We start from the raw sequence: 19,564 nt of genomic DNA, 5'->3' as shown, positions 1-19,564 counted from the left end.
AACTCCTTTGTATGAAAGAAACAAAGGAGTTTTCTATTTCTACATTGAAGCGGAGGTTTATAATGTCATATCCACTTTTATATAAATTAAAAAGCTCTGGGATGACACCATACATATGGATTATCCTGACGATTCTCCCTTTTTATTTTATCTTTCAATCTTCAACGACTTGGGAGATTATTGTTGGTATCATATTAACGGTCGTCTTTTTTATCACTTTTCGTTTTGCCTTCATATCTAATAAATGGCCAGTTTATATATGGTCTCTTTTATTGATTGCAGTTTCAATGACCATGTTAATTATTTATCAGTATGTGTATTTTGCTTTTTTCATCGCTTATTATAATGGATATATAAGAAATAGAGTGGCGTTTTTTATTGTTTATATCATTCACATTGTTTCAACGACTGTAGCCATTAATTACAATATCGTTGTTAAAAGTGACATGTTTTTAAGTCAAATTCCATTTGTGATTATTATTTTAGTGAGTATGATATTGTTGCCTTTTAATATCTATAATAAAAGAAAACAAGAGAGGCTAGAGAAACAATTAGAATACGCGAACCAAAGAATTGCCGACCTTGTTAAACAAGAAGAACGTCAAAGAATTGCGCGTGACTTACATGATACACTTGGTCAAAAACTCTCACTAATAGGATTAAAGAGTGACCTGGCGAGAAAGTTAATTCAAAAAGATCCAGAACAAGCAAAAGTTGAATTAAAAGATGTTCAGCAAACAGCCCGTACAGCATTGAATGAAGTACGGAAAATGGTATCGCAAATGAGAGGAATACGATTGCAGGAAGAAGTCGTTCGTATAAAGGAAATTTTACAAGCAGCGCAAATGGATATGGAAATCAATGAACCATTAAAAGAAGCTTACACTTCCATTTTTATAGAAAATATTATTAGTATGTGCTTAAAAGAAGCGGTTACAAATGTAGTCAAACATAGTCGAGCGACAAAATGTTCGGTAGCAATAGAAGAACGAAATAAAGAATTAGTCGTTACAGTAAAGGATAATGGAATAGGCATTACGAATAGTGAGAAAAAAAGCTATGGTAATGGGATTAATGGCATGAAAGAAAGATTAGAATTTGTAAATGGCCATTTGGACATCAGTTGTGACGAGGGTACGACAATTTCAATTATTGTTCCACTTGTCGTTAAACAAGTTGAAGGAGGAGATTTGGCATGATTCGAATTGTCATTGCAGAAGACCAAAGAATGATGTTAGGCGCACTCGGTTCGTTACTGAACCTTGAGGATGATATGCAAGTCGTTGGTCAAGCCTCCAATGGAGAAGAGGCCGTTACATTAGTGCAAGAACTAAGTCCCGATATTTGTATTATGGACATTGAAATGCCTTTAAAAACAGGGTTAGAAGCAGCTGAAGCAATTAAAAACAGTGGCATAAAGGTCATTATTTTAACCACTTTTGCAAGATCTGGATATTTTCAACGAGCGATAAAAGCAGGGGTACGGGGCTATTTATTAAAAGATAGCCCGAGTGAAGAGTTAGCTGATTCGATTCGTAATGTCATGGCAGGCAAAAGAATTTTTGCCCCGGAACTGATGGATGATGTCTACCGAGAAGAAAATCCCTTAACAGAACGTGAGAAAGCGGTACTTGAATTAATGGCAGAGGGAAAAAGCACTAAAGAAATTGCCTCTATATTAACGATTAAAGTTGGTACAGTTCGTAATTATATATCAGCTATATTGGAGAAGTTAGAAGTAACAAACAGAATCGAAGCCATCACAGAGTCAAAAAACAAAGGCTGGTTTCATTAATGAATACTCGTGACGAGCAGGAAGTCACGAGTATTTTTTGTATTTCTTGACTAATTATCTAAAAAACCAAACCTTTTTTTGCATAATATTTCATGCAAATCATTTCAATAAAAAGCTAGTAAAATCCTGTATTTATAGGGAAATTATAAATTTGTAAGAATAATAGAAAAGTTTCAGAAACTGTGTTGACAATACCAAAAATAGGGTTCATAATATTTTAAACAATCAATGTACTTTATTAAGGAAATGTTATATTGATTTTATGTATTAAAGTAATAAATTCTTAATATCGTATAAATTGCGAAGGAGTAGTTTAATCATCAAAGTATTTCGTTTACAATGGTGCATAATACCACAAGAAAAAGAGTAAAGATGTTTAACGGCACTTTAAATTGATCTTAGACAGGGAGTAGAGTAGAAATGAATGATTATCAGTTTGAAATCCAAAGACGTGCAACCAAAAAAGAAAAACCGGCATTTGATCAGTTGATTTTCGGTAGGAATTTTACAGATCATATGTTTGTAATGGACTATCATGCAGACAAGGGGTGGCATGATGGACGTATTGTCCCTTATGAGCCATTACAAATTGACCCGTCTGCAATGGTATTTCATTATGGCCAAAGTGTTTTCGAAGGATTAAAGGCATATTTATCTGAAGATCAGGAAGTGCTCATGTTCAGACCATATAAAAATATGGAGAGACTGAACAAATCGAACAACAGACTCTGTATTCCGCCAATTGACGAAGAACTTGCTGTTCAAGCATTAAGACAATTAATTGCAGTTGATCGTGATTGGGTTCCAAATGTAGAAGGAACATCGCTATATATTCGTCCATTTATTATTTCTACAGAACCTTATTTAGGCGTTGCTCCATCACATCAATACAAATTTATTATTATCATGTCACCAGTCGGTGCCTATTATAAAGAAGGAATTAACCCAGTGAAAATCGCTGTCCAAAGCGAATATGTTCGTGCAGTCAAAGGTGGAACGGGTAATGCCAAAACAGGAGGAAACTATGCTGCTAGCCTAAAAGCACAAGAAGTAGCAGAACAGGAAGGATATTCACAAGTACTTTGGTTAGATGGCAAGGAAAATAAATATGTTGAAGAAGTAGGAAGCATGAATATTTTCTTTAAAATTAACGGTGAAGTCGTTACACCTGAATTGAACGGAAGCATTTTAGAAGGCGTTACAAGAAACTCTGTTATTGAACTCATTAAAGACTGGGGTATTCCTTTATCTGAGCGTCGTATCTCAATCGATGAGATCTATGAAGCGCAAAAAAATGGCACGCTAGAAGAAGCATTCGGAACGGGTACTGCAGCGGTCATTTCACCAGTCGGAGAACTATTCTGGAATAACGAAAAACTTACCATTGGTGGCGGACAAACAGGTGAAATCGCCGGCAAACTTTACGAAACGCTAACAGGAATCCAAAAAGGAAAAGTAGAAGATAAATTTGGTTGGATTGTGAAAGTAGACGAAGAAAAAGCTGTTACGACAGCAATTTAATAGAAGAAAAAAACCACTTGCCATTGATGGTAAGTGGTTTTTTAAAGGGTTAGGCTAGAAATGTGGTTCTGTAAAATGGACAAAAACTAAAAAGAATAAAACCGAAGTGATGGATTTAGTGAGAAAATGGAATGACTGTATATATTATTATCGTTTGATTTTGCTACTTCAGCCCTACAATCACAAAAGGATTTTACGCTTTTTAACAAGCAAGGTTGTCCTTTCCGAGAGAAGTTAAATAAATTGGTATTTTTTTCATGCGGAAAATTCGTTATAATAGAGTAAAAAGAAAGGATGAAGTAATTTGCCAGACCTAAAACCGCTCAATCCCTCTTACCAACTCCGATTATTACGCGTGCTCCATCTTAGATCAAAATTGTCCCCTGAGAATGAAAAATATCTCAAAATGTTAGAAAAAGGATATGAAGGAGAAAGTAAATGGCGAGATGATTTGCAACAACTTTCACCAAAATTCCCCATCCTCTATGATATATTGCTAGAAATAAATCATACATCCTTTCAAATTGATGCACTCTGTGTAACTCCCCACAAACTCATTGCTTTCGAAGTGAAAAATTATAGTGGTGATTTTATGGTTCAGGAAACTAAATGGTATTCACCAACAAATAAGGAAATTAAAAATCCCCTCCTACAAATCGAAAGAAATGAAACCCTCCTACACCAATTCCTTACTAAGCACGAATTAAACATTGCATTTGATTATCTACTTGTTTTTGTTCATCCCGAGTTTATGTTATATGATCGTACAAAGAAACAAAATGTTATTCTTCCACCGCAAATTCCACGATTATTAAGAGAACTAAATCAAATAGACATTCAACACTCTCCATTTTATACAAAAATTGTTCATGCTTTTTTGAGTCATCATAAAGAAGAAAAGAATTACGCTAGAAAAATCGAATATTGTACGGAGGATTTGGTAAAAGGAGTGGTTTGTCGTGAGTGCGGTGGGCAGATGAAGCGAGCGAGTTTGCGCAAATTTCATTGCTCAAAATGTAGGAGGAACATTTCATCTTGTGATGCATTAAGTGAAGCAATCAATGACTTTATTATTCTTTTTCCATCAGAAAAAGTAACAAAGACGGCGATTTATGATTGGTGTGGTGGAGCAATAAGTAGTTCCGCAATACAACGATTCTTACAAGAGAAATATACACTTAATGGTGGTGGAAATTATTTTTATTATCATTAATGGGTTTTAAAACCGAAGAAACAGTTGAATTATTTAGTAATGAAGAGAAGTGACAGTATCTTATAGATTGAAATGTATTCTGATGGGTTCAATCTACTAGTAAGCAGTTATAAGTTGAACAAAGGACTTTGTGCACAAAAAATCTATATGACATCACAAAAAAAGGGGATAGTAAGTCACTCAGTAGGAGAATCAGAGATGAGCGCCTCGCAAAAGGGATTAGCAAGTCACTCGGAAGGGGAATCAGAGAAGAGCGCCCCGCAAAAGGGGTTAGCAAGTCACTCGGAAGGGGAATCAGAGAAGAGCGCCCCACAAAAGGGGTTAGCAAGTCACTCGGAAGGGGAATCAGAGAAGAGCGCCCCGCAAAAGGGTTTAGCAAGTCACTCGGAAGGGGAATCAGAGAAGAGCGCCCCGCAAAAGGGATTAGCGTGTCCCTCAGAAAGAAAACCAGAGATGAGCGCCTCGCAAAAGGGATAAGTAAGTCACTCGGAAGGGGAATCAGAGAAGAGCGCCCCGCAAAAGGGGTTAGCAAGTCCCTCAGAAAGAAAACCAGAGATGAGCGCCTCGCAAAAGGGATTAGCAAGTCCCTCGGAGAGAAACTAGAGATGAGCGCCTCGCAAAAGGGGTTAGCAAGTCACTCGGAAGGGGAATTAGAGATGAGCGCCCCGCAAAAGGGTTTAGCGAGTCACTCAGAAAGAAAACCAGAGATGAGCGCCCCGCAAAAGGGATTAGCAAGTCACTCAGAAAGAAAACCAGAGATGAGTGCCCCGCAAAAGGGTTCAGCGAGTCACTCAGAAAGAAAACCAGAGATGAGCGCCCCGCAAAAGGGATTAGCAAGTCCCTCAAAAGGAGATTCAGAGATGAGTCCCCTGCAAAAAAGTTTAGCAAATCCCTCAGAAAGAAAACCAGAAATGAGCGCCCCGCAAAAGGGTTTAGCAAGTCACTCAGAAAGAAAACCAGAGATAACCGCCTCACAAAAAGGGAGTTATTCAGCAATTTATTTAGAACCAAACACAAATGAAAGCCGAGCAAGGGAGTGCCCGGCTTTCATAAATTCGTTTAGGATAATGCGAATTACTTAGATAGTAAAAGAAATATTCTAATGAACTATATCCATAATCATCACAAGCTTTATCCTATCCCACTAACAATCAATTCAGCAGCTTCTTCAGCTGTTTTCCCGTCAACATTGATTTTTAGATGATATGGTTGATAATGAGCTTGTCTTTCTTTGTAGAGATGATACATTTCGTCAGTAGAAAGACCATTCAATTTCGGTCTTGTATCTTTAATCAATGGGTATCGATCGAGCCAATTTTCCCATGAGAGCTCGATAAGGACAACGGTACTGTTTTGTAAACAAATTTCGCGGTTCTTACTGTTTAAAAAGGCGCCGCCGCCTAATGAAAGAATCTGTTTTTCTTCGGCAGATAGTTGTTCAATCAATTCGCTTTCAGCTTTTCGAAAAACTTCTTCACCATGATCAAGGAAAATTTTTGAAGTTGACATCCCAAACTGTTGTTCAATGCGTTCATCCGTGTCGATTAAACCCCACTGTAATTTCTTAGCTAATTCCGTGCCTATGGATGTCTTTCCGACCCCCATAAACCCAATAAGTACAATACTCTTATCTTCCATAGACTGTCCTCCCGAATGTTATATAAAATATCATATCATAACGTTTTATGTCGCAACATCGTTTCTATCCAATGTTTTTTATTTTCATTTCTATCATTTCATGTTATATTGACATCATATATTATAAGTTTTCACTGGGGGTGCCTTCACATAGAGGCTGAGATTGAATGCCGTTCAAAACCCTTTGAACCTGATCTGGTTTGTACCAGTGGAGGGAAGTGTGTCGATGTAGTCGTCCTCGCTTCCTTTTGGAAGTAGAGGATTTTTTTTATATATGAATAAATGCTAGGGGTGCCAAATACTTGGCTGAGATGAACCCTTTGAACCTGATCTAGTTAATACTAGCGTAGGGAAGCGAGTGACGTCATACATATCATGATGACCAAAGCCGCTTATTCAAAATAGCGGCTTTTTTATTTTTATCGAAAGGAGGAAAGGTCTATGAATAAAATCCAAAAAATGACGATGACGGCAACGATTGCAGCCATCACTACTGTGTCGAGTAGTCTCATTTTTATTCCGATTGGAATAGCGAAAATTTTTCCGATTCAGCACTTGGCGAATGTATTATCTGCTGTACTTCTTGGACCATGGTATGCCGTTAGTCAAGCGTTTCTTTCATCTACATTGAGAAATATGATGGGGACTGGAAGTGTTTTTGCCTACCCCGGGAGTATGATTGGCGCATTACTTGCAGGGTTCCTTTATCAAAAAACGAAAAAAATTGGCTTCTCAGCACTAGGTGAAGTCGTTGGAACAGGAATGATAGGGGCAGTAGCGACTTATCCGATTAGTACATTACTTTTAGGACAAGAAGCAACCCTTTTCGGATTCCTACCAGCATTTATGGTGAGCTCGTTTACTGGAGCAATTTTAGGATATGGTTTATTAAGAGTATTAATTAAGAATAAAGCTATTGGAGGTTACATCAATGAAAACAGCATTAACGATCGCAGGTTCTGATTCAGGAGGAGGAGCTGGGATTCAAGCAGATCTTAAAACTTTTTCCGCCAATGGTGTGTTTGGCATGTCCGTCATTACGGCGATTACCGCTCAAAATACAGTAGAGGTACGTTCGGTACAGGATATAGAAATCAATATTATAAAAGACCAAATAGAAGCTGTGTTTGATGATATCCAAGTTGATGCTGTCAAAATCGGGATGTTGTCATCTAGTGAGACTGTAAAAATCGTCGCAGACCGTTTAAATCATTATAGTCCAAAAGTGATTGTGTTAGATCCTGTTATGGTTTCAAAAGGTGGACATCATCTTTTAAAGGAACAAGCTATTGAAGCATTAAAAGCGAAAATGTTACCACTTGCGACTGTAATTACGCCAAACATTCCTGAAGCTGAAGTACTTTCGGGTATGACAATTCGCACGGTTGATGATATGGAGCAAGCTTGTAAAAAATTATATGAATTAGGGCCAAAAGCCGTCTTATTAAAAGGTGGACATTTAGAAGGAGAACCGAATGACTTATTATGGGATGGACAAAGTTTCAACTGGTTTAATGGTCGAAGAGTAGAGACAAAAAACACCCATGGTACAGGTTGTACTCTATCATCTGCCATTGCTGCTGGGTTAGCAAAAGGGGAAGAACTTATTGAGGCCATACAGTCTGCGAAAAATTATATTTCCATAGCGATTGAGCATAGCCTAGCACTCGGTAATGGGCATGGTCCGACAAATCATTTTTATGAGTTATACAACAAAGCAAAGATGGAGGAAAGATAATGGCGATTTCAAGTGAAGCAGTTGAGAGAGTCTTTCAGCAGTTACAAGAACATACCCCACTCATTCATCATTTAACAAATACAGTAACTATTAATGATTGTGCAAATGTGACCCTAGCAATGGGCGGTTCACCTGTTATGGCCACCCAACTCTTAGAAGTAGAAGAAATGGCTATGATGGCAGATGGGCTCGTAATTAATTTTGGTACTATTAATGATGCGATGTTTGCGGCAATGATTAAAGCTGGACAAACTGCCAATCAAAAAGGGGCCCCAGTAATATTTGATCCAGTTGGTGTTGGTGCAACCACTTATCGCACAAATAAGGCAAAAGAGCTAATTAGCACAATAAAAGTGTCCATTATTCGCGGCAATGCTTCTGAAGTTTCTGCTCTTATTGGTAAGAATACAAAAACGCGTGGTGTTGATGCAGGGGCAATTGAAATAGCACCTGAAGCACTTGCAAAGGAGGCAGCTGAAGTCCTAAACTGTCTCATTGTTATTAGTGGAAAAGAAGATGTCATTACAGATGGGAAGCAATTAGTTGTGATTGATAATGGAGATTATCTTTTGACGAAGGTAACAGGAACTGGCTGCATGACAGCTTCATTAGTAGCAACTGCTGCTGCTGTTTCAGAAAATTGGTTTGACGGGGCTGTTATTGGTATGGCTACTATGAGTCTAGCAGGGGAAATCGCAGCTAAGAGCTTACATGCCGGTGAAGGGTTAGGTTCATTTCGAGTGAAGCTAATGGATACGATTAGTACAATGAATGCAGCCATATGGCTAGATGGAGTGAGGCAAAACTAATGGATTACCGTTTATATTTAGTCACAGATGATAAAATAGCAAACAATGAATTATATGATATTGTTCGAAGTGGTGTAAAAGGTGGTGTGACCATCGTTCAATTAAGAGAGAAGACAGCGGATGGTCAACTCTTTTATGAAAAGGCGAAAATATTACAATCTATATTAAAACCATTGGATATTCCACTGATTATTAATGATAGAGTAGACATCGCTTTAGCGGTAGGTGCAGCAGGTGTGCATGTTGGACAAGATGATCTGCCATGTGCCGTCGTTAGAAAGATTGTTCCTGATGATATGGTAGTTGGTATCTCTGTATCCAATGTGGAAGAAGCGAAACTTGCTCAAGAACAAGGAGCAAATTATGTTGGAATAGGTTCGGTGTTTCCGACAATTTCTAAATCAGATGCTGATTTATTAGCACCAGGTATGCTCGAGGAAATCATTGCAGCGATTGATATTCCTGCTGTCGCTATTGGTGGTATTCAACTAGAAAACATAAAAATGCTTAAAAATCGAGGGTTAGCAGGTGTTTCTGTTGTCTCAGCAATTAGTAAATCTAAAAATCCAGAAAAGTCAGCTCGAGATTTACTTCAATTATTCCTTTAGACCTAAAAAATATCATAAGTGTAGTTAAAGAGAACTTATTCCATTGACAAGATACTATTAATATACTAAAATTACTTTTGGTTCGAGATATTTCATTTTAGTGTATTTCGAATAAATTATTACGACATTCGGAGGTCTTCACATAATGGCAAAAGTTCTATTTGTAAACGCAAGTGATCGTCCAGTTGAAGCTGGAATTTCTGTAAAAATGTATCATGCATTTTTACAATCATATAAAGAATCAAATCCATCAGATGATATTACGGAATTGAATCTTTTTGAAGAAAACATGCCTTACTATGGTAATGATGCAATCAATGGTACTTTTAAAAAGAACCAAGGGTTGGAATTAACTGCTGCAGAAGAAAAGGGTGCGGCGCTAGTTGAGAAGTATTTAAATCAGTTCTTTGATGCTGATAAAATCGTTTTCGCATTCCCACTTTGGAATTCAACTGTACCAGCTCCATTGATCAGCTATGTTTCTTACTTAGCTCAAGCAGGTAAAATGTTTAAATATACTGCTGAAGGTCCAGTAGGATTTGCTGGCGACAAGAAAGTGATGCTTTTAAATGCTAGAGGTTCTGATTATTCACTAGAAGGTATGGCTGCTGGCGAAATGGCAGTTAACTTAGTAAAAACAATTATCAGCCTTTGGGGCATTACTTCTCCGTCAGAAGTAGTGATTGAAGGACATAACCAATACCCAGATCGTACACAAGATATTATTGAAGAAGGATTACAAAACGTAGCTAAAGCTGCTGCTCAATTCTAATTCGATACGAAAGCATCTCTATATTTTTGTAGAGGTGCTTTTTTTGTCTAAAGGACGTCCTAAAACTTGTATATAGGAAATCACGGTCGCTCATTCTTTGTGTAAACCTTGAATAAACTTGACCAGTATCACACAACTCGATGATGTGTAAAGAGATTAGGGTTCAAAAAAGGAAGACATTTTAAACAAGCTAGTAAGATAAAAACGTATACGCAATTAAATATGTTTTTTAACTACAAGCATGAATGATTGCTGAGGAACTATTTGTCGAATCAGTACCCAAACTGTTACGAGATTACTTGCTTATCTTAAAGTAGAACAAAACAGAGTGAGGAATGGCCTCACTCTGTTTGCTATTGTTTTTCAATTTTTGAAGGATTGTTTATTTTATAAGGTACTGTTTCTTCTACTTTATGCTCTTCATCGACATCGTCTTGGGTTTTTGGTAATTTCTTTTTGACGATTTTGCCATTAAAGGAAAGTTTGTCTCCGATAGCTAATTCTTGTTTTTTTAATGTTTTAGAGTGACTGCACCAAGCTAGTCCAATTGGTAAAGGGTCGTCTTGATGAATGACAACCTCATCGAGCACAATGACTTCATCATGGTCCTCAGTGAAATGGTTATAGCTTAGCGCAAATTGCTTCACAATTGCTGAAAAAGCCACCTTATCTTCAGGAAGTTGGATTTTTTTAGCTGCTTCTTTTTTCTTTGTTTTCGTTTTTGTAGCTGTGATTTTCGGCGGTGTTGGCGCTTGCTCTTTTGTTTTTTCGTCGGCCTGTTTTTCTTCTATTTGTGCGGTGTTTGGTTGTCCAGCAGTATCAAAAGCTTCTTTACCAAAGTTGCCTGCTTGCATTTCTTTTAAATAAGCCGGATGAATGCAACTTAGTTTTCCATCTTGGAACTTGATTACAATGGTGTAATGATCATCTTCTTCACCGTATGCTTGATAGCCGACAATTTCTACTTTGCGTTGATGGGTTTTTTGTTTAAACCAAAACGTTTTCCTGGCAGGCAGCTTCCATTCTTTTAACTTAGTTTCGTATTCTTCTTCAGATTCAAACGGTTGAATCTCACCTTGAGGTGGGAGATAATTAGTTTGATTCGCATCCTCGATATGAGGTAATGTAATAGCCATGATTGGATCTCCTTTCCTTTTTCCATTATTAATTACTATAAAAAGGTTTAAGAATGGCGAAATAGAATATATTTAGTTAATATAACGCATATGAGCAAAAAAATGAACTATTTAAGGAGTGTTAAAAATTATGACGACCTATTCTAGTCGAAAAGAGATTCCCGTAGAAGAAACTTGGAATATCACTGATATTTATAGTGAGGAGTCTGAGTGGCAAAAGGATTATGAATCCATTCAGTCGTTAGCGCAGGAGTTAGCTGGGTTCGAGGGGGAAATAAGCGATGGGCAAAGTTTATTTCAATTTCTGAAGAAGCAGGAAGATTTATCTTATTTGTTTGGTAAAGTATATGCTTATGCGATGTTACAATCTGATGTTGATACAAGGGATAGTCGTGCTCAAAGTTTATTAGATCAATCGAAACAACTAAGTGTAAAAGTAAGTAGTGCAACTTCTTTCTTTATGCCGTTTTTACTTAGCTTAGATGAAGCGACATTAAAAGCTTATATTAAAGAAGAAGAAGGGCTGCAATATTTTGAAGAAGACTTACTCGAATCGTTTCGTTATAAAGCGCATGTGCTTTCAACTGAGCAAGAAAGTTTATTATCACAACTCGGTGAATCACTTTCTGCACCATCAAATACATATAATATGATTAATAATGCTGATATTGAGTTTGGTCTCGTAACAAATGATAATGGTGAAAAAGTAGAACTTACACGAGGAATGTATGCGAAATTAATTGAAAGTGATGATCGACAAAAGCGGAAAGAAGCGTATAAAGCGTATTATAAGCCTTATGTACAACTTAAAAATACAATCGGCTCGACTTTATCAGCAGCGATCAAGAATAATGTTACAACCACAAGAATAAGGCAGTATCCTTCTGCATTAGAAAAAGCATTATTTGGTGATAATGTTCCGAAAGAGGTTTATCATAATCTTATTCAGTCCACAAGAGACCATTTGCAAACGATGCACAAATATACAGCATTAAGAAAAGAGTTATTGCAGTTAGATGAATTAAGACAATACGATTTAAGTGCCCAGCTTGTGAAAGATGTCGATATGCAGATTCCATATGAAGAGGCATTTGCCACGATGTGTAAAGCGTTAGCGCCACTAGGGGAAGAGTATATTTCTACATTGCAATCGTTTAAAGAACATCGTTATATTGATGTAAGAGAAACGAAAGGAAAGCGCTCTGGTGCTTATAATATGGGGGTATATGGTGTACACCCTTATATACTTTTAAATCATCGTGATGATCTTGATAGTATGTTTACACTTGCGCATGAATGTGGCCACGGTGTTCATAGTAAATGGAGTGCCCAGCATCAGCCGCAAATTACGGCAGGCTACAGTATTTTTGTCGCTGAAGTTGCATCAACTGTAAATGAGGTACTTTTAATAAAATATTTACTTGATCACGAAAACAATGAAGACATTAAACGACATTTACTTAATCATTTTATTGATCAGTTTAAAGGCACATTCTTTACACAAGTCATGTTCAGTGAATTTGAATGGAAAACGCATCAATTAGCAGAAGAAGGTAAAACGTTAAATACAGAAGTGTTTAATGGTATTTATGAACAACTATTTAAAGATTATCATGGGGAAAGCCTTGTATTAGATGAAGAGGTAAAATATGGTTGGTCAAGAATTCCGCATTTTTATCGACCATTTTACGTATATAAATATGCGACAGGTTATGCTTCAGCCATTCAATTAGCAACGAAGATTTATAATGGCGATGAGGAAACATTAAAGACTTATCTTGAGTTTCTAAAAAGCGGAAGTTCAGAATTTCCATTAGACTTATTAAAAAATACGGGCGTGGATTTAACGACGTCAAAACCGATTGACGAAGCGTTACAAACGTTTGAAGAGCTTGTGGAAGAGTTCGCAAGATTAAGCTAGAAAGAAAAAAGACGGAAAGCATATTGCCTTTCGTCTTTTATCCATGATGGAGGAAAAAAATATGCAACAAATGATAGTGATTGGAGCAGGCATACTAGGTGCATCTACGGCTTACCATTTAGCGAAAGCTGGTTTTAAGGTGACAGTAATCGATCGGCAAGATGCAGGGCAAGCGACAGAAGCAGCTGCGGGTATCGTCTGCCCATGGTTGTCACAACGTCGAAACAAAGCGTGGTATCAGCTTGCTAAAGGGGGAGCGAAGTATTATCAACAATTAATTCCAGCACTTGAAGCGGAAACTGATCAAGACACCGGTTATAAAAAAGTAGGTGCGATTAGTTTACATCACGACGAAACAAAACTTGAAAAGATGATAGATAGGGCGATAAAAAGGCGAGAAGATGCACCAGAAATCGGTGAAATCAAAAATTATAATCAAGAAGAAACGAGAGACGCCTTTCCACCACTGTCGCAAGATTTTCAATCAGTATATGTGAGTGGAGCGGCTAGAGTAGATGGGCGTAAACTTAGGAAGGCACTGCTAAAAGCCGCCGAACTATATGGCGCAGATATCATTCATGGTGAAGCTTTTTTAGTAAGTGAAAATGGTCAACTAGAAGGGGTAAAGGTGAATGGAGAGCCTTTTACTGCAGATAAAATCATCGTAACCGCCGGCGTTTGGGCAAGGGAATTATTAGAGCCAATAGGGCTCAACTTTCAAGTTAGCGCTCAAAAAGCACAAATTGCCCATCTTCACGTACCTGATGCAGACACATCTGAATGGTCTGTGGTTCAGCCTCCAACAAATCATTATTTACTCTCTTTTGAAGATGGTAAAGTCGTTGTTGGTGCGACACATGAGGATGAACATCCGTTTAATACGAATGTGACAGCGGGGGGCGTGCTTGAAGTATTATCTAAAGCGTTGACTGTGGCACCTGGTTTACAAGCAGCAACTCTTGTTGAGACAAAAGTGGGATTTAGACCGTATACACCTGGTTTTTTACCCGTTATAGGTCAAGTTCCTGGGTACGAGAAACTATATGCTGCCAATGGTTTAGGAGCATCTGGATTAACATCTGGTCCGTATTTAGGTGCGCAATTAGCAAAGCTTGTAAGTGGCGAGGAATTAGATATTGATATAGCCCTATATAATATTAAAGACGCCTTTAGATAATAAAAAAAGAGGGAGGTGCAAATATAAGAATATTATAGCACTTACCTCTTTATCCTATTGATGAAAGAATATTAGCGAACATTCATATCCGATGGATCTGGTCCTTTTCTTTCATTGCGATTAAGTTTATTAATGGTTTCCATTTGTGCTTGCGAAAGCTCAAAATCAAAGACATCGAAGTTTTCTTTAATTCTAGAAGGAGTAACTGACTTAGGAATAACAATTGTATCGTTCTGCAAATGCCAACGCAGAACTACTTGGGCAGGTGTTTTTCCTACTGAGTTGGCTATTTCTTTAATTGAATCAAGTTGTAATACTTCCCCGCCTTGTTGTAAGGGGCTCCATGCCTCAACATAGATATCATGTTTCTTACAAAATTCCTTTAATTCGTTTTGTGATAAATAGGGGTGACATTCTACTTGATTTAAGACAGGTTTGACTGAACACTCATTTAATATACGTTCTAAATGTTCAATATGAAAGTTGCAGACGCCGATCGCTTTTACACGACCATCTTTATATAATTTCTCTAGTGCTTTATATGTATCTACATAAGTATCGAATTGTGGTGTTGGCCAATGAACCAAGTACAAATCAACATAATCTAATCCTAACTTTTCTAGACTTTCGTCAAACGCTTTTAGTGTCTGTTCATATCCTTGATCAGTATTCCAAACTTTTGTCGTAATGAATAGATCTTCTCTAGCAATACCAGCATTTTTAATGGCTTTGCCGACACCTTCTTCATTTTGATAAATCATCGCTGTATCAATGGAACGATACCCAACTTCAATGGCTGTTTGCACAGCAGCGGTTGCTTCCTCATTTTGCACTTGCCAAACACCAAAGCCAAGTTGGGGCATTTCTACTCCATTGTTTAAAGTAATTGTATTCATGTAGTACCTCCTTTAATGTTATGGTCATATTATGGCATATGATGTAATTTTTGCAAAAAGAAAAGCTTCGTGACTAGAAAAAAACAATAAATGCACAATAATTCAAACTTTTTGTTTTTATCTGTACCCGTTTCCATGTATCATAGAATGAAAGGAAAAAATATAGAAGGATGGTTTAAAGATGGGAAAGACTGCGCTGATAGCAGGTGCAACAGGCCTAGTTGGGCAAGAATTATTAAAATTATTACTACAAGATTCGTATGAGAAAGTGATTGCTATTGTTAGAACACCGCTTCATATGAAACATGAAAAATTGATTGAATTAGTCATTGACTTTGATTATTTAGAAGAATATGCCGAACATTTTTGTGTTGATCACGTTTATTGCTGTTTAGGAACGACCATTAAAAAAGCAAAAACAAAAGAGAAAATGATTAAAGTAGATGTAGATTATCCTTATACGATGGCAAAATTAGCGAAAAGTCATGAGGTTGAACATTTTGTCATTATAAGTTCTATCAATGCAAATGCTCGTTCTAAATTGTTCTATCCAAGGATTAAGGGCTTACTAGAAGATAAACTAAAAACATTGTCATTACCTGCATTATCGATTGTAAGGCCTTCATTGTTAATGGGAGAACGATTAGAAAAGCGTAGAGGGGAACTTGCGGGTAAAAAGCTGTATCAACTTTTGTCGCCATTATTGAATGACGAGAAAAAAATGAAATATGCCATTGAAGCCAAGCATGTTGCTCAAGCAATGAAATGTATCACTGATATGGAGAAACAAGGGGTTTGTATTTATTCTTCAGAGCAACTAATGAAGATTGTTCAGTCTCAACAAAACATATTGTCAAAATAGGGGAGGAGTTGACGTCTGTTTTGGAAAAAATGAAAACTATTTCAAATGAACTACAAGATTGGATTATTGATACATTAAAACAAGGAGTAAGTCCATTAGCTATTACGAATGGTCTGATTAAAAAAGGATTTGATGCCAGGTTTGCCTATGAGACAATGTTTGAAATTGCGTTTGCCAGTTCAGATATTAAAGGTGCCTCAACTTATCAATATGAACCTGTCTATTTAAATGAACAACCTCATTCCATTGTGGTAGATAATCAAATGGTGTTTGTTCGCTCTAACTTTATAAAACCAACGATTATCCAATTAGACCATGTATTATCAGATGAGGAATGTGATTTTCTCATTGAACGGGCGAAAAGCCGCCTTCAGCCTTCTAAAGTCATAGATGCGAATTCTGGAGCAGAAAAAGCCGCTGCTGGTAGAACGAGCAAAGGGATGTATTTTAAGCTTCAAGAAGATGATTTTATTGCTCGAATTGAAAAACGAATCAGTTTGTTGACCTCTTATCCAATTGAAAATGGGGAAGGTTTGCAAGTATTGCATTATGAAGTCGGTGATGAATATAAGTCTCACTTTGATTTTTTTCCGGAAAACCGTGTAGACAATCGTAAAGGCGGCCAAAGAATAGCGACGATGCTAATCTATTTGAATGATGTCGAATCAGGCGGTGAAACGATATTTCCGAAGATTAATGCTTCATTTACCCCTAAGAAAGGATCTGCTGTCTTTTTTCACTATAGTAATTCTCTAGGTGAAGTCGATCGCAAATCATTACATTCAAGTTTACCGGTACAAAGAGGAGAAAAGTGGGTGGCAACCAAATGGATTAGACAAAAAGCGATTGATTAAAAGCGTGGTGATGATAAAAATATGGGTGCTGTTTTTTATCATTGTTTTTTTATTTAGTATAGCTTTTTGGATTGATAGAAAAAGGAGGCATCATCCATATTCGCCTCCTACTAATGTAAATATGAGAGAAGATAAAATGATGATGATGGGTGATAACAAGTATTTAAATGGTGGAGAATGACGATGAAACTATGTTGCGGGTGCAACAATTTCGACCTTCATCCGGTCTGGATCTTCAAAATAAACAGCGTAATGCCCTGTACCACCAGCGAAGGGGTGCTTATCTTCATAGAGAATTGTGACATGATTTTCTCTTAATTTTTCTGTGATCACATCAACCTGCTCTCGTGACTGTGCATGAAAAGCTAAATGATTAAGGCCAACGCGACAACGATGATAGGGGATGTCTAAATATTTTTCTTCTGCTTGTACAATGACTAAATAACTGTTCTCTATTTTCCAACTTTGTCCGTACTTCCATGTTTGAAAACGACTGTAACCCAGCTCTGTTAGTAATATATCCCAAAAAGCTACACTACGTGAAAGTTCTGACACATACAATTCTATATGATGAATCATTCCTTTAGACATTGGTAATGCCTCCTTAGCTTGCCTCATTAATCACTTGATTCCACAGAGAATGCTCATCTTCATCCACCTTTTTAGTTAACTTATACGGTATCAATAGCAACATCATCTTGTAGAAAAGTTACGGTGTTACTGCATAATAACCGATTATACCGTTATGTATTTGAACTTCTTCTAATTGCGAGCTTTCTATATCCGTTATAAGGGTAACTAAATTTAATGAGCAGGTTTCGATTAATACCCCTATTTTTTGTCTTTGTTAGAAATCCAATCGGAAGGGCAACAAGTGGTTTTTTTCTACTATCCTTTATACAACCACAAAGTTTCTCTTTATAAGATTGCTGTCACAGATATCAAATCAGCGTTCTGTTGACACTCTGTTAAATAGAATGTGAAGGGGAAAATGTGAAAATAAGATTATTTTTTAGTGCAAGTCATGTGTTCATCAACTCAGGAAACATCCCCCAAATTAATTGGGGGAAGCCTTCATTATCACTTAATGGACCCGGCTGCAAATCAACAGGCCGTTTCTCACCTATAGTCAACGTATTATTTCTCAAGCTCAGCTTTTAAACGATTAAGCCTTTGTAGTTCTTCTTCAATTTCTTTCATTCGTAATTCTTGTTTCTCAACTGAACGTCCAAATGACTCTAACTTTTCGATATCATCTTGTAAGCGCATATAGTCCATTTTTAACTCTGCTAATTGGTTTTCAATTTCCTTTAATGTCATTTATTCTCCCCACCTATGTATATAATCCTTTTTAGTTTAACGTATATCTTCACTGGTTACTAGTATATGGAGACATAATGAAGACGCTTCTGCATATAGATGGAGTAAGGGAAACGTAAGTCTTTACTTCTTAGAAGAAACGGAGGAATGAACTTCACCATTTATGGAGGAGGATGATTCCGATCGAAGCCGATGTCTTGATTCAATTACTCGTGTTAATTGTCATGATAATCGATCTCGCCAAAGAAGAGAAGTAAAGCAGTGAATAATAAAAAGCGAGACGCTATAGTCTCGCTTTTTATTATTGCTCATCTTCTTCGTTCTCTACATATGGTTCTTCTTCATAAGCTTTTAAATCACCGAAAGTGGTCATAATGCCTTCTTCATCAAGTGCTTCTTCATAAGCACGTAACTGTTTAGTGTCAAAAATTTGAATGTTTTTGCCATCGATATCCGTTCCCACACTATTTTCGAACTCTTCTGTATAGCCAACATTTTCACCGGAATTAAGATACATTTTTTCATAATCTGTAGGGGCATCGTATAAATCTGACGGTCCATCTGAATTCCCCCATTTTGCAACAGATTGCCAGCTATCTTCTTCATCAAAACCGTTATTATCATCATGTGGTACCTCGACATCGGCATTAATGACTTCTTCTTCTATTGGTCTGTACTCATTTAAGTTCTGCTGTTGACTATGTTCAATGCAAGTTGTTGCTGTTGGCAATGCCTCAAGGCGGCTTAAGGGAATCTCTTTTTGACAAACTTGACACACTCCATAAGTTCCTTTTTCTATAGCAGTAAGAGCTGTGCGAATTTCATCAACTTCATCTCTATAATGATCGTCTATGGCTAGGTCCTTTTCTCTTTCATATAATTCAGTCGCAGAATCAGCTGGATGATTATCGTAATTAGATAATTCTCCTGAAAAACCAACATTATTTTGATCTTCATGTAGTCCGAAATGATGATTTTGCTCTATTTGTTGTTCATTTTCCTTCAAAGATTGTGTTAACAATTTTTTAAAATGATGTAGTTGTTCAGCAGATAACATAATGAAGTCCTCCTATCTTTGTTGCTTATATTGTCAGCGGTTTGTCTCTTTATTATGTAAGGTTTATTCAAAGTGATTTGTGTTTGCATGTGTTTGTTTTTTTAGGAATAAAATAGTAGGCAATCTGTGATAGGAGGAATGATTATTTTGTCTTTTTAAATAATTCTCAGTAATTAAAAGAAACAGAAATATACCTTGAGCTCGCCAAACTTATGCAGATTCATTTATGAGATAGCCGAAGAGTGTT

The 19,564-nt window shown here is 36.9% G+C and carries 21 protein-coding genes and 2 riboswitches; of the genes, 15 read left to right on the top strand and 6 right to left on the bottom strand.

Going from position 1 to position 19,564, the window contains the following annotated elements; genetic code table 11:
* Nucleotides 1-62 precede the first annotated feature (62 nt).
* The 6 genes from MKX78_RS12755 (at nt 63) to MKX78_RS12730 (ending at nt 5,611) form a co-directional block, all read left to right on the top strand.
* Nucleotides 63-1,199, top strand: a complete 1,137-nt coding sequence (locus MKX78_RS12755) for a sensor histidine kinase (RefSeq protein WP_307318477.1) — start codon at nt 63-65, stop codon at nt 1,197-1,199.
* The gene (locus MKX78_RS12750; protein ID WP_307318480.1) at nt 1,196-1,795 is read left to right on the top strand and encodes a response regulator transcription factor; all 600 of its coding nucleotides are present in this window, start codon (nt 1,196-1,198) and stop codon (nt 1,793-1,795) included. Before MKX78_RS12755 ends, MKX78_RS12750 begins: the two co-directional genes overlap by 4 nt.
* A gap of 420 nt (nt 1,796-2,215) precedes the next feature.
* Entirely contained in the window at nt 2,216-3,316 is a 1,101-nt protein-coding gene (locus MKX78_RS12745) for a branched-chain amino acid aminotransferase (RefSeq protein ID WP_095373191.1), read from the top strand.
* Between the two features lie 304 nt (nt 3,317-3,620).
* A complete protein-coding gene (locus tag MKX78_RS12740) occupies nt 3,621-4,529 on the top strand; it encodes a nuclease-related domain-containing protein (RefSeq protein WP_341051198.1) in 909 nt (302 codons plus the stop codon).
* A 198-nt stretch (nt 4,530-4,727) separates the two neighbouring features.
* Nucleotides 4,728-5,006 (top strand): hypothetical protein, encoded by a 279-nt coding sequence (locus tag MKX78_RS12735; RefSeq protein ID WP_341051196.1) that lies wholly within the window; start codon nt 4,728-4,730, stop codon nt 5,004-5,006.
* A gap of 128 nt (nt 5,007-5,134) precedes the next feature.
* On the top strand, nt 5,135-5,611 hold the full coding sequence (locus tag MKX78_RS12730; protein ID WP_341051194.1) for a hypothetical protein: 477 nt from the start codon (nt 5,135-5,137) through the stop codon (nt 5,609-5,611).
* A 49-nt stretch (nt 5,612-5,660) separates the two neighbouring features.
* Here the strand turns inward: MKX78_RS12730 and MKX78_RS12725 are convergent, their stop codons facing one another.
* Nucleotides 5,661-6,167, bottom strand: coding sequence for a shikimate kinase (locus MKX78_RS12725; RefSeq protein WP_307318488.1), 507 nt, complete (start codon nt 6,165-6,167; stop codon nt 5,661-5,663).
* 126 nt (nt 6,168-6,293) lie between these two features.
* Nucleotides 6,294-6,401, top strand: a riboswitch (TPP riboswitch).
* A gap of 43 nt (nt 6,402-6,444) precedes the next feature.
* Nucleotides 6,445-6,537: riboswitch (TPP riboswitch) on the top strand.
* A gap of 71 nt (nt 6,538-6,608) precedes the next feature.
* Here MKX78_RS12725 and thiW point away from each other — a divergent pair.
* The 5 genes from thiW to MKX78_RS12700 all read left to right on the top strand — a co-directional run bounded on the left by thiW (nt 6,609) and on the right by MKX78_RS12700 (nt 10,094).
* On the top strand, nt 6,609-7,130 hold the full coding sequence (gene thiW / locus MKX78_RS12720; RefSeq protein ID WP_095373195.1) for an energy coupling factor transporter S component ThiW: 522 nt from the start codon (nt 6,609-6,611) through the stop codon (nt 7,128-7,130).
* Nucleotides 7,099-7,905, top strand: a complete 807-nt coding sequence (gene thiD, locus MKX78_RS12715; protein ID WP_307318492.1) for a bifunctional hydroxymethylpyrimidine kinase/phosphomethylpyrimidine kinase — start codon at nt 7,099-7,101, stop codon at nt 7,903-7,905. Before thiW ends, thiD begins: the two co-directional genes overlap by 32 nt.
* The gene (thiM, locus tag MKX78_RS12710) at nt 7,905-8,714 is read left to right on the top strand and encodes a hydroxyethylthiazole kinase (RefSeq protein WP_340975092.1); all 810 of its coding nucleotides are present in this window, start codon (nt 7,905-7,907) and stop codon (nt 8,712-8,714) included. The genes thiD and thiM overlap by 1 nt, the downstream gene beginning before the upstream one ends.
* Nucleotides 8,714-9,322 (top strand): thiamine phosphate synthase, encoded by a 609-nt coding sequence (gene thiE, locus MKX78_RS12705; protein WP_341051192.1) that lies wholly within the window; start codon nt 8,714-8,716, stop codon nt 9,320-9,322. The genes thiM and thiE overlap by 1 nt, the downstream gene beginning before the upstream one ends.
* A 145-nt stretch (nt 9,323-9,467) precedes the next feature.
* Nucleotides 9,468-10,094, top strand: coding sequence for an FMN-dependent NADH-azoreductase (locus MKX78_RS12700; protein ID WP_095373199.1), 627 nt, complete (start codon nt 9,468-9,470; stop codon nt 10,092-10,094).
* Nucleotides 10,095-10,447: 353 nt separating this feature from the next.
* Here the strand turns inward: MKX78_RS12700 and MKX78_RS12695 are convergent, their stop codons facing one another.
* Nucleotides 10,448-11,230 carry a hypothetical protein gene (locus tag MKX78_RS12695; protein ID WP_341051190.1) on the bottom strand — a complete coding sequence of 261 codons (783 nt, stop codon included), beginning with the start codon at nt 11,228-11,230 and terminating at the stop codon, nt 10,448-10,450.
* 130 nt (nt 11,231-11,360) lie between these two features.
* On the opposite strand from MKX78_RS12695, the gene pepF reads away from it, so the two are divergent.
* Both pepF and MKX78_RS12685 read left to right on the top strand, forming a co-directional pair.
* Nucleotides 11,361-13,151: an oligoendopeptidase F gene (pepF, locus tag MKX78_RS12690; protein ID WP_307318503.1), complete on the top strand. Its 1,791-nt coding sequence runs from the start codon at nt 11,361-11,363 to the stop codon at nt 13,149-13,151.
* A gap of 61 nt (nt 13,152-13,212) precedes the next feature.
* On the top strand, nt 13,213-14,328 hold the full coding sequence (locus tag MKX78_RS12685; protein ID WP_307318506.1) for an NAD(P)/FAD-dependent oxidoreductase: 1,116 nt from the start codon (nt 13,213-13,215) through the stop codon (nt 14,326-14,328).
* Between the two features lie 71 nt (nt 14,329-14,399).
* On the opposite strand, the gene MKX78_RS12680 is transcribed toward MKX78_RS12685, so the two are convergent.
* Entirely contained in the window at nt 14,400-15,224 is an 825-nt protein-coding gene (locus MKX78_RS12680; protein WP_095373203.1) for an aldo/keto reductase, read from the bottom strand.
* A gap of 181 nt (nt 15,225-15,405) precedes the next feature.
* Here MKX78_RS12680 and MKX78_RS12675 point away from each other — a divergent pair, with 181 nt between their 5' ends.
* Both MKX78_RS12675 and MKX78_RS12670 read left to right on the top strand, forming a co-directional pair.
* A complete protein-coding gene (locus tag MKX78_RS12675; RefSeq protein WP_095373204.1) occupies nt 15,406-16,086 on the top strand; it encodes an NAD-dependent epimerase/dehydratase family protein in 681 nt (226 codons plus the stop codon).
* A gap of 29 nt (nt 16,087-16,115) precedes the next feature.
* Nucleotides 16,116-16,940, top strand: coding sequence for a 2OG-Fe(II) oxygenase (locus tag MKX78_RS12670; RefSeq protein ID WP_307318569.1), 825 nt, complete (start codon nt 16,116-16,118; stop codon nt 16,938-16,940).
* Between the two features lie 189 nt (nt 16,941-17,129).
* Here the strand turns inward: MKX78_RS12670 and MKX78_RS12665 are convergent, their stop codons facing one another.
* The 3 genes from MKX78_RS12665 to MKX78_RS12655 form a co-directional block, all read right to left on the bottom strand.
* Nucleotides 17,130-17,531 (bottom strand): VOC family protein, encoded by a 402-nt coding sequence (locus MKX78_RS12665; RefSeq protein ID WP_307318512.1) that lies wholly within the window; start codon nt 17,529-17,531, stop codon nt 17,130-17,132.
* Between the two features lie 546 nt (nt 17,532-18,077).
* Nucleotides 18,078-18,260, bottom strand: a complete 183-nt coding sequence (locus tag MKX78_RS12660) for an SE1832 family protein (protein ID WP_095373208.1) — start codon at nt 18,258-18,260, stop codon at nt 18,078-18,080.
* Nucleotides 18,261-18,561: 301 nt separating this feature from the next.
* Nucleotides 18,562-19,317, bottom strand: a complete 756-nt coding sequence (locus MKX78_RS12655) for a TraR/DksA C4-type zinc finger protein (protein ID WP_307318515.1) — start codon at nt 19,315-19,317, stop codon at nt 18,562-18,564.
* Nucleotides 19,318-19,564: the final 247 nt, after the last annotated feature.

This window comes from Cytobacillus sp. FSL R5-0569, assembly GCF_038007265.1.
Lineage (GTDB): Bacteria > Bacillota > Bacilli > Bacillales > Cytobacillaceae > Cytobacillus > Cytobacillus kochii.
The sequence above is the reverse complement of the archived record's forward strand: the minus strand, read 5'-3'. Positions and strand labels throughout refer to the sequence as shown.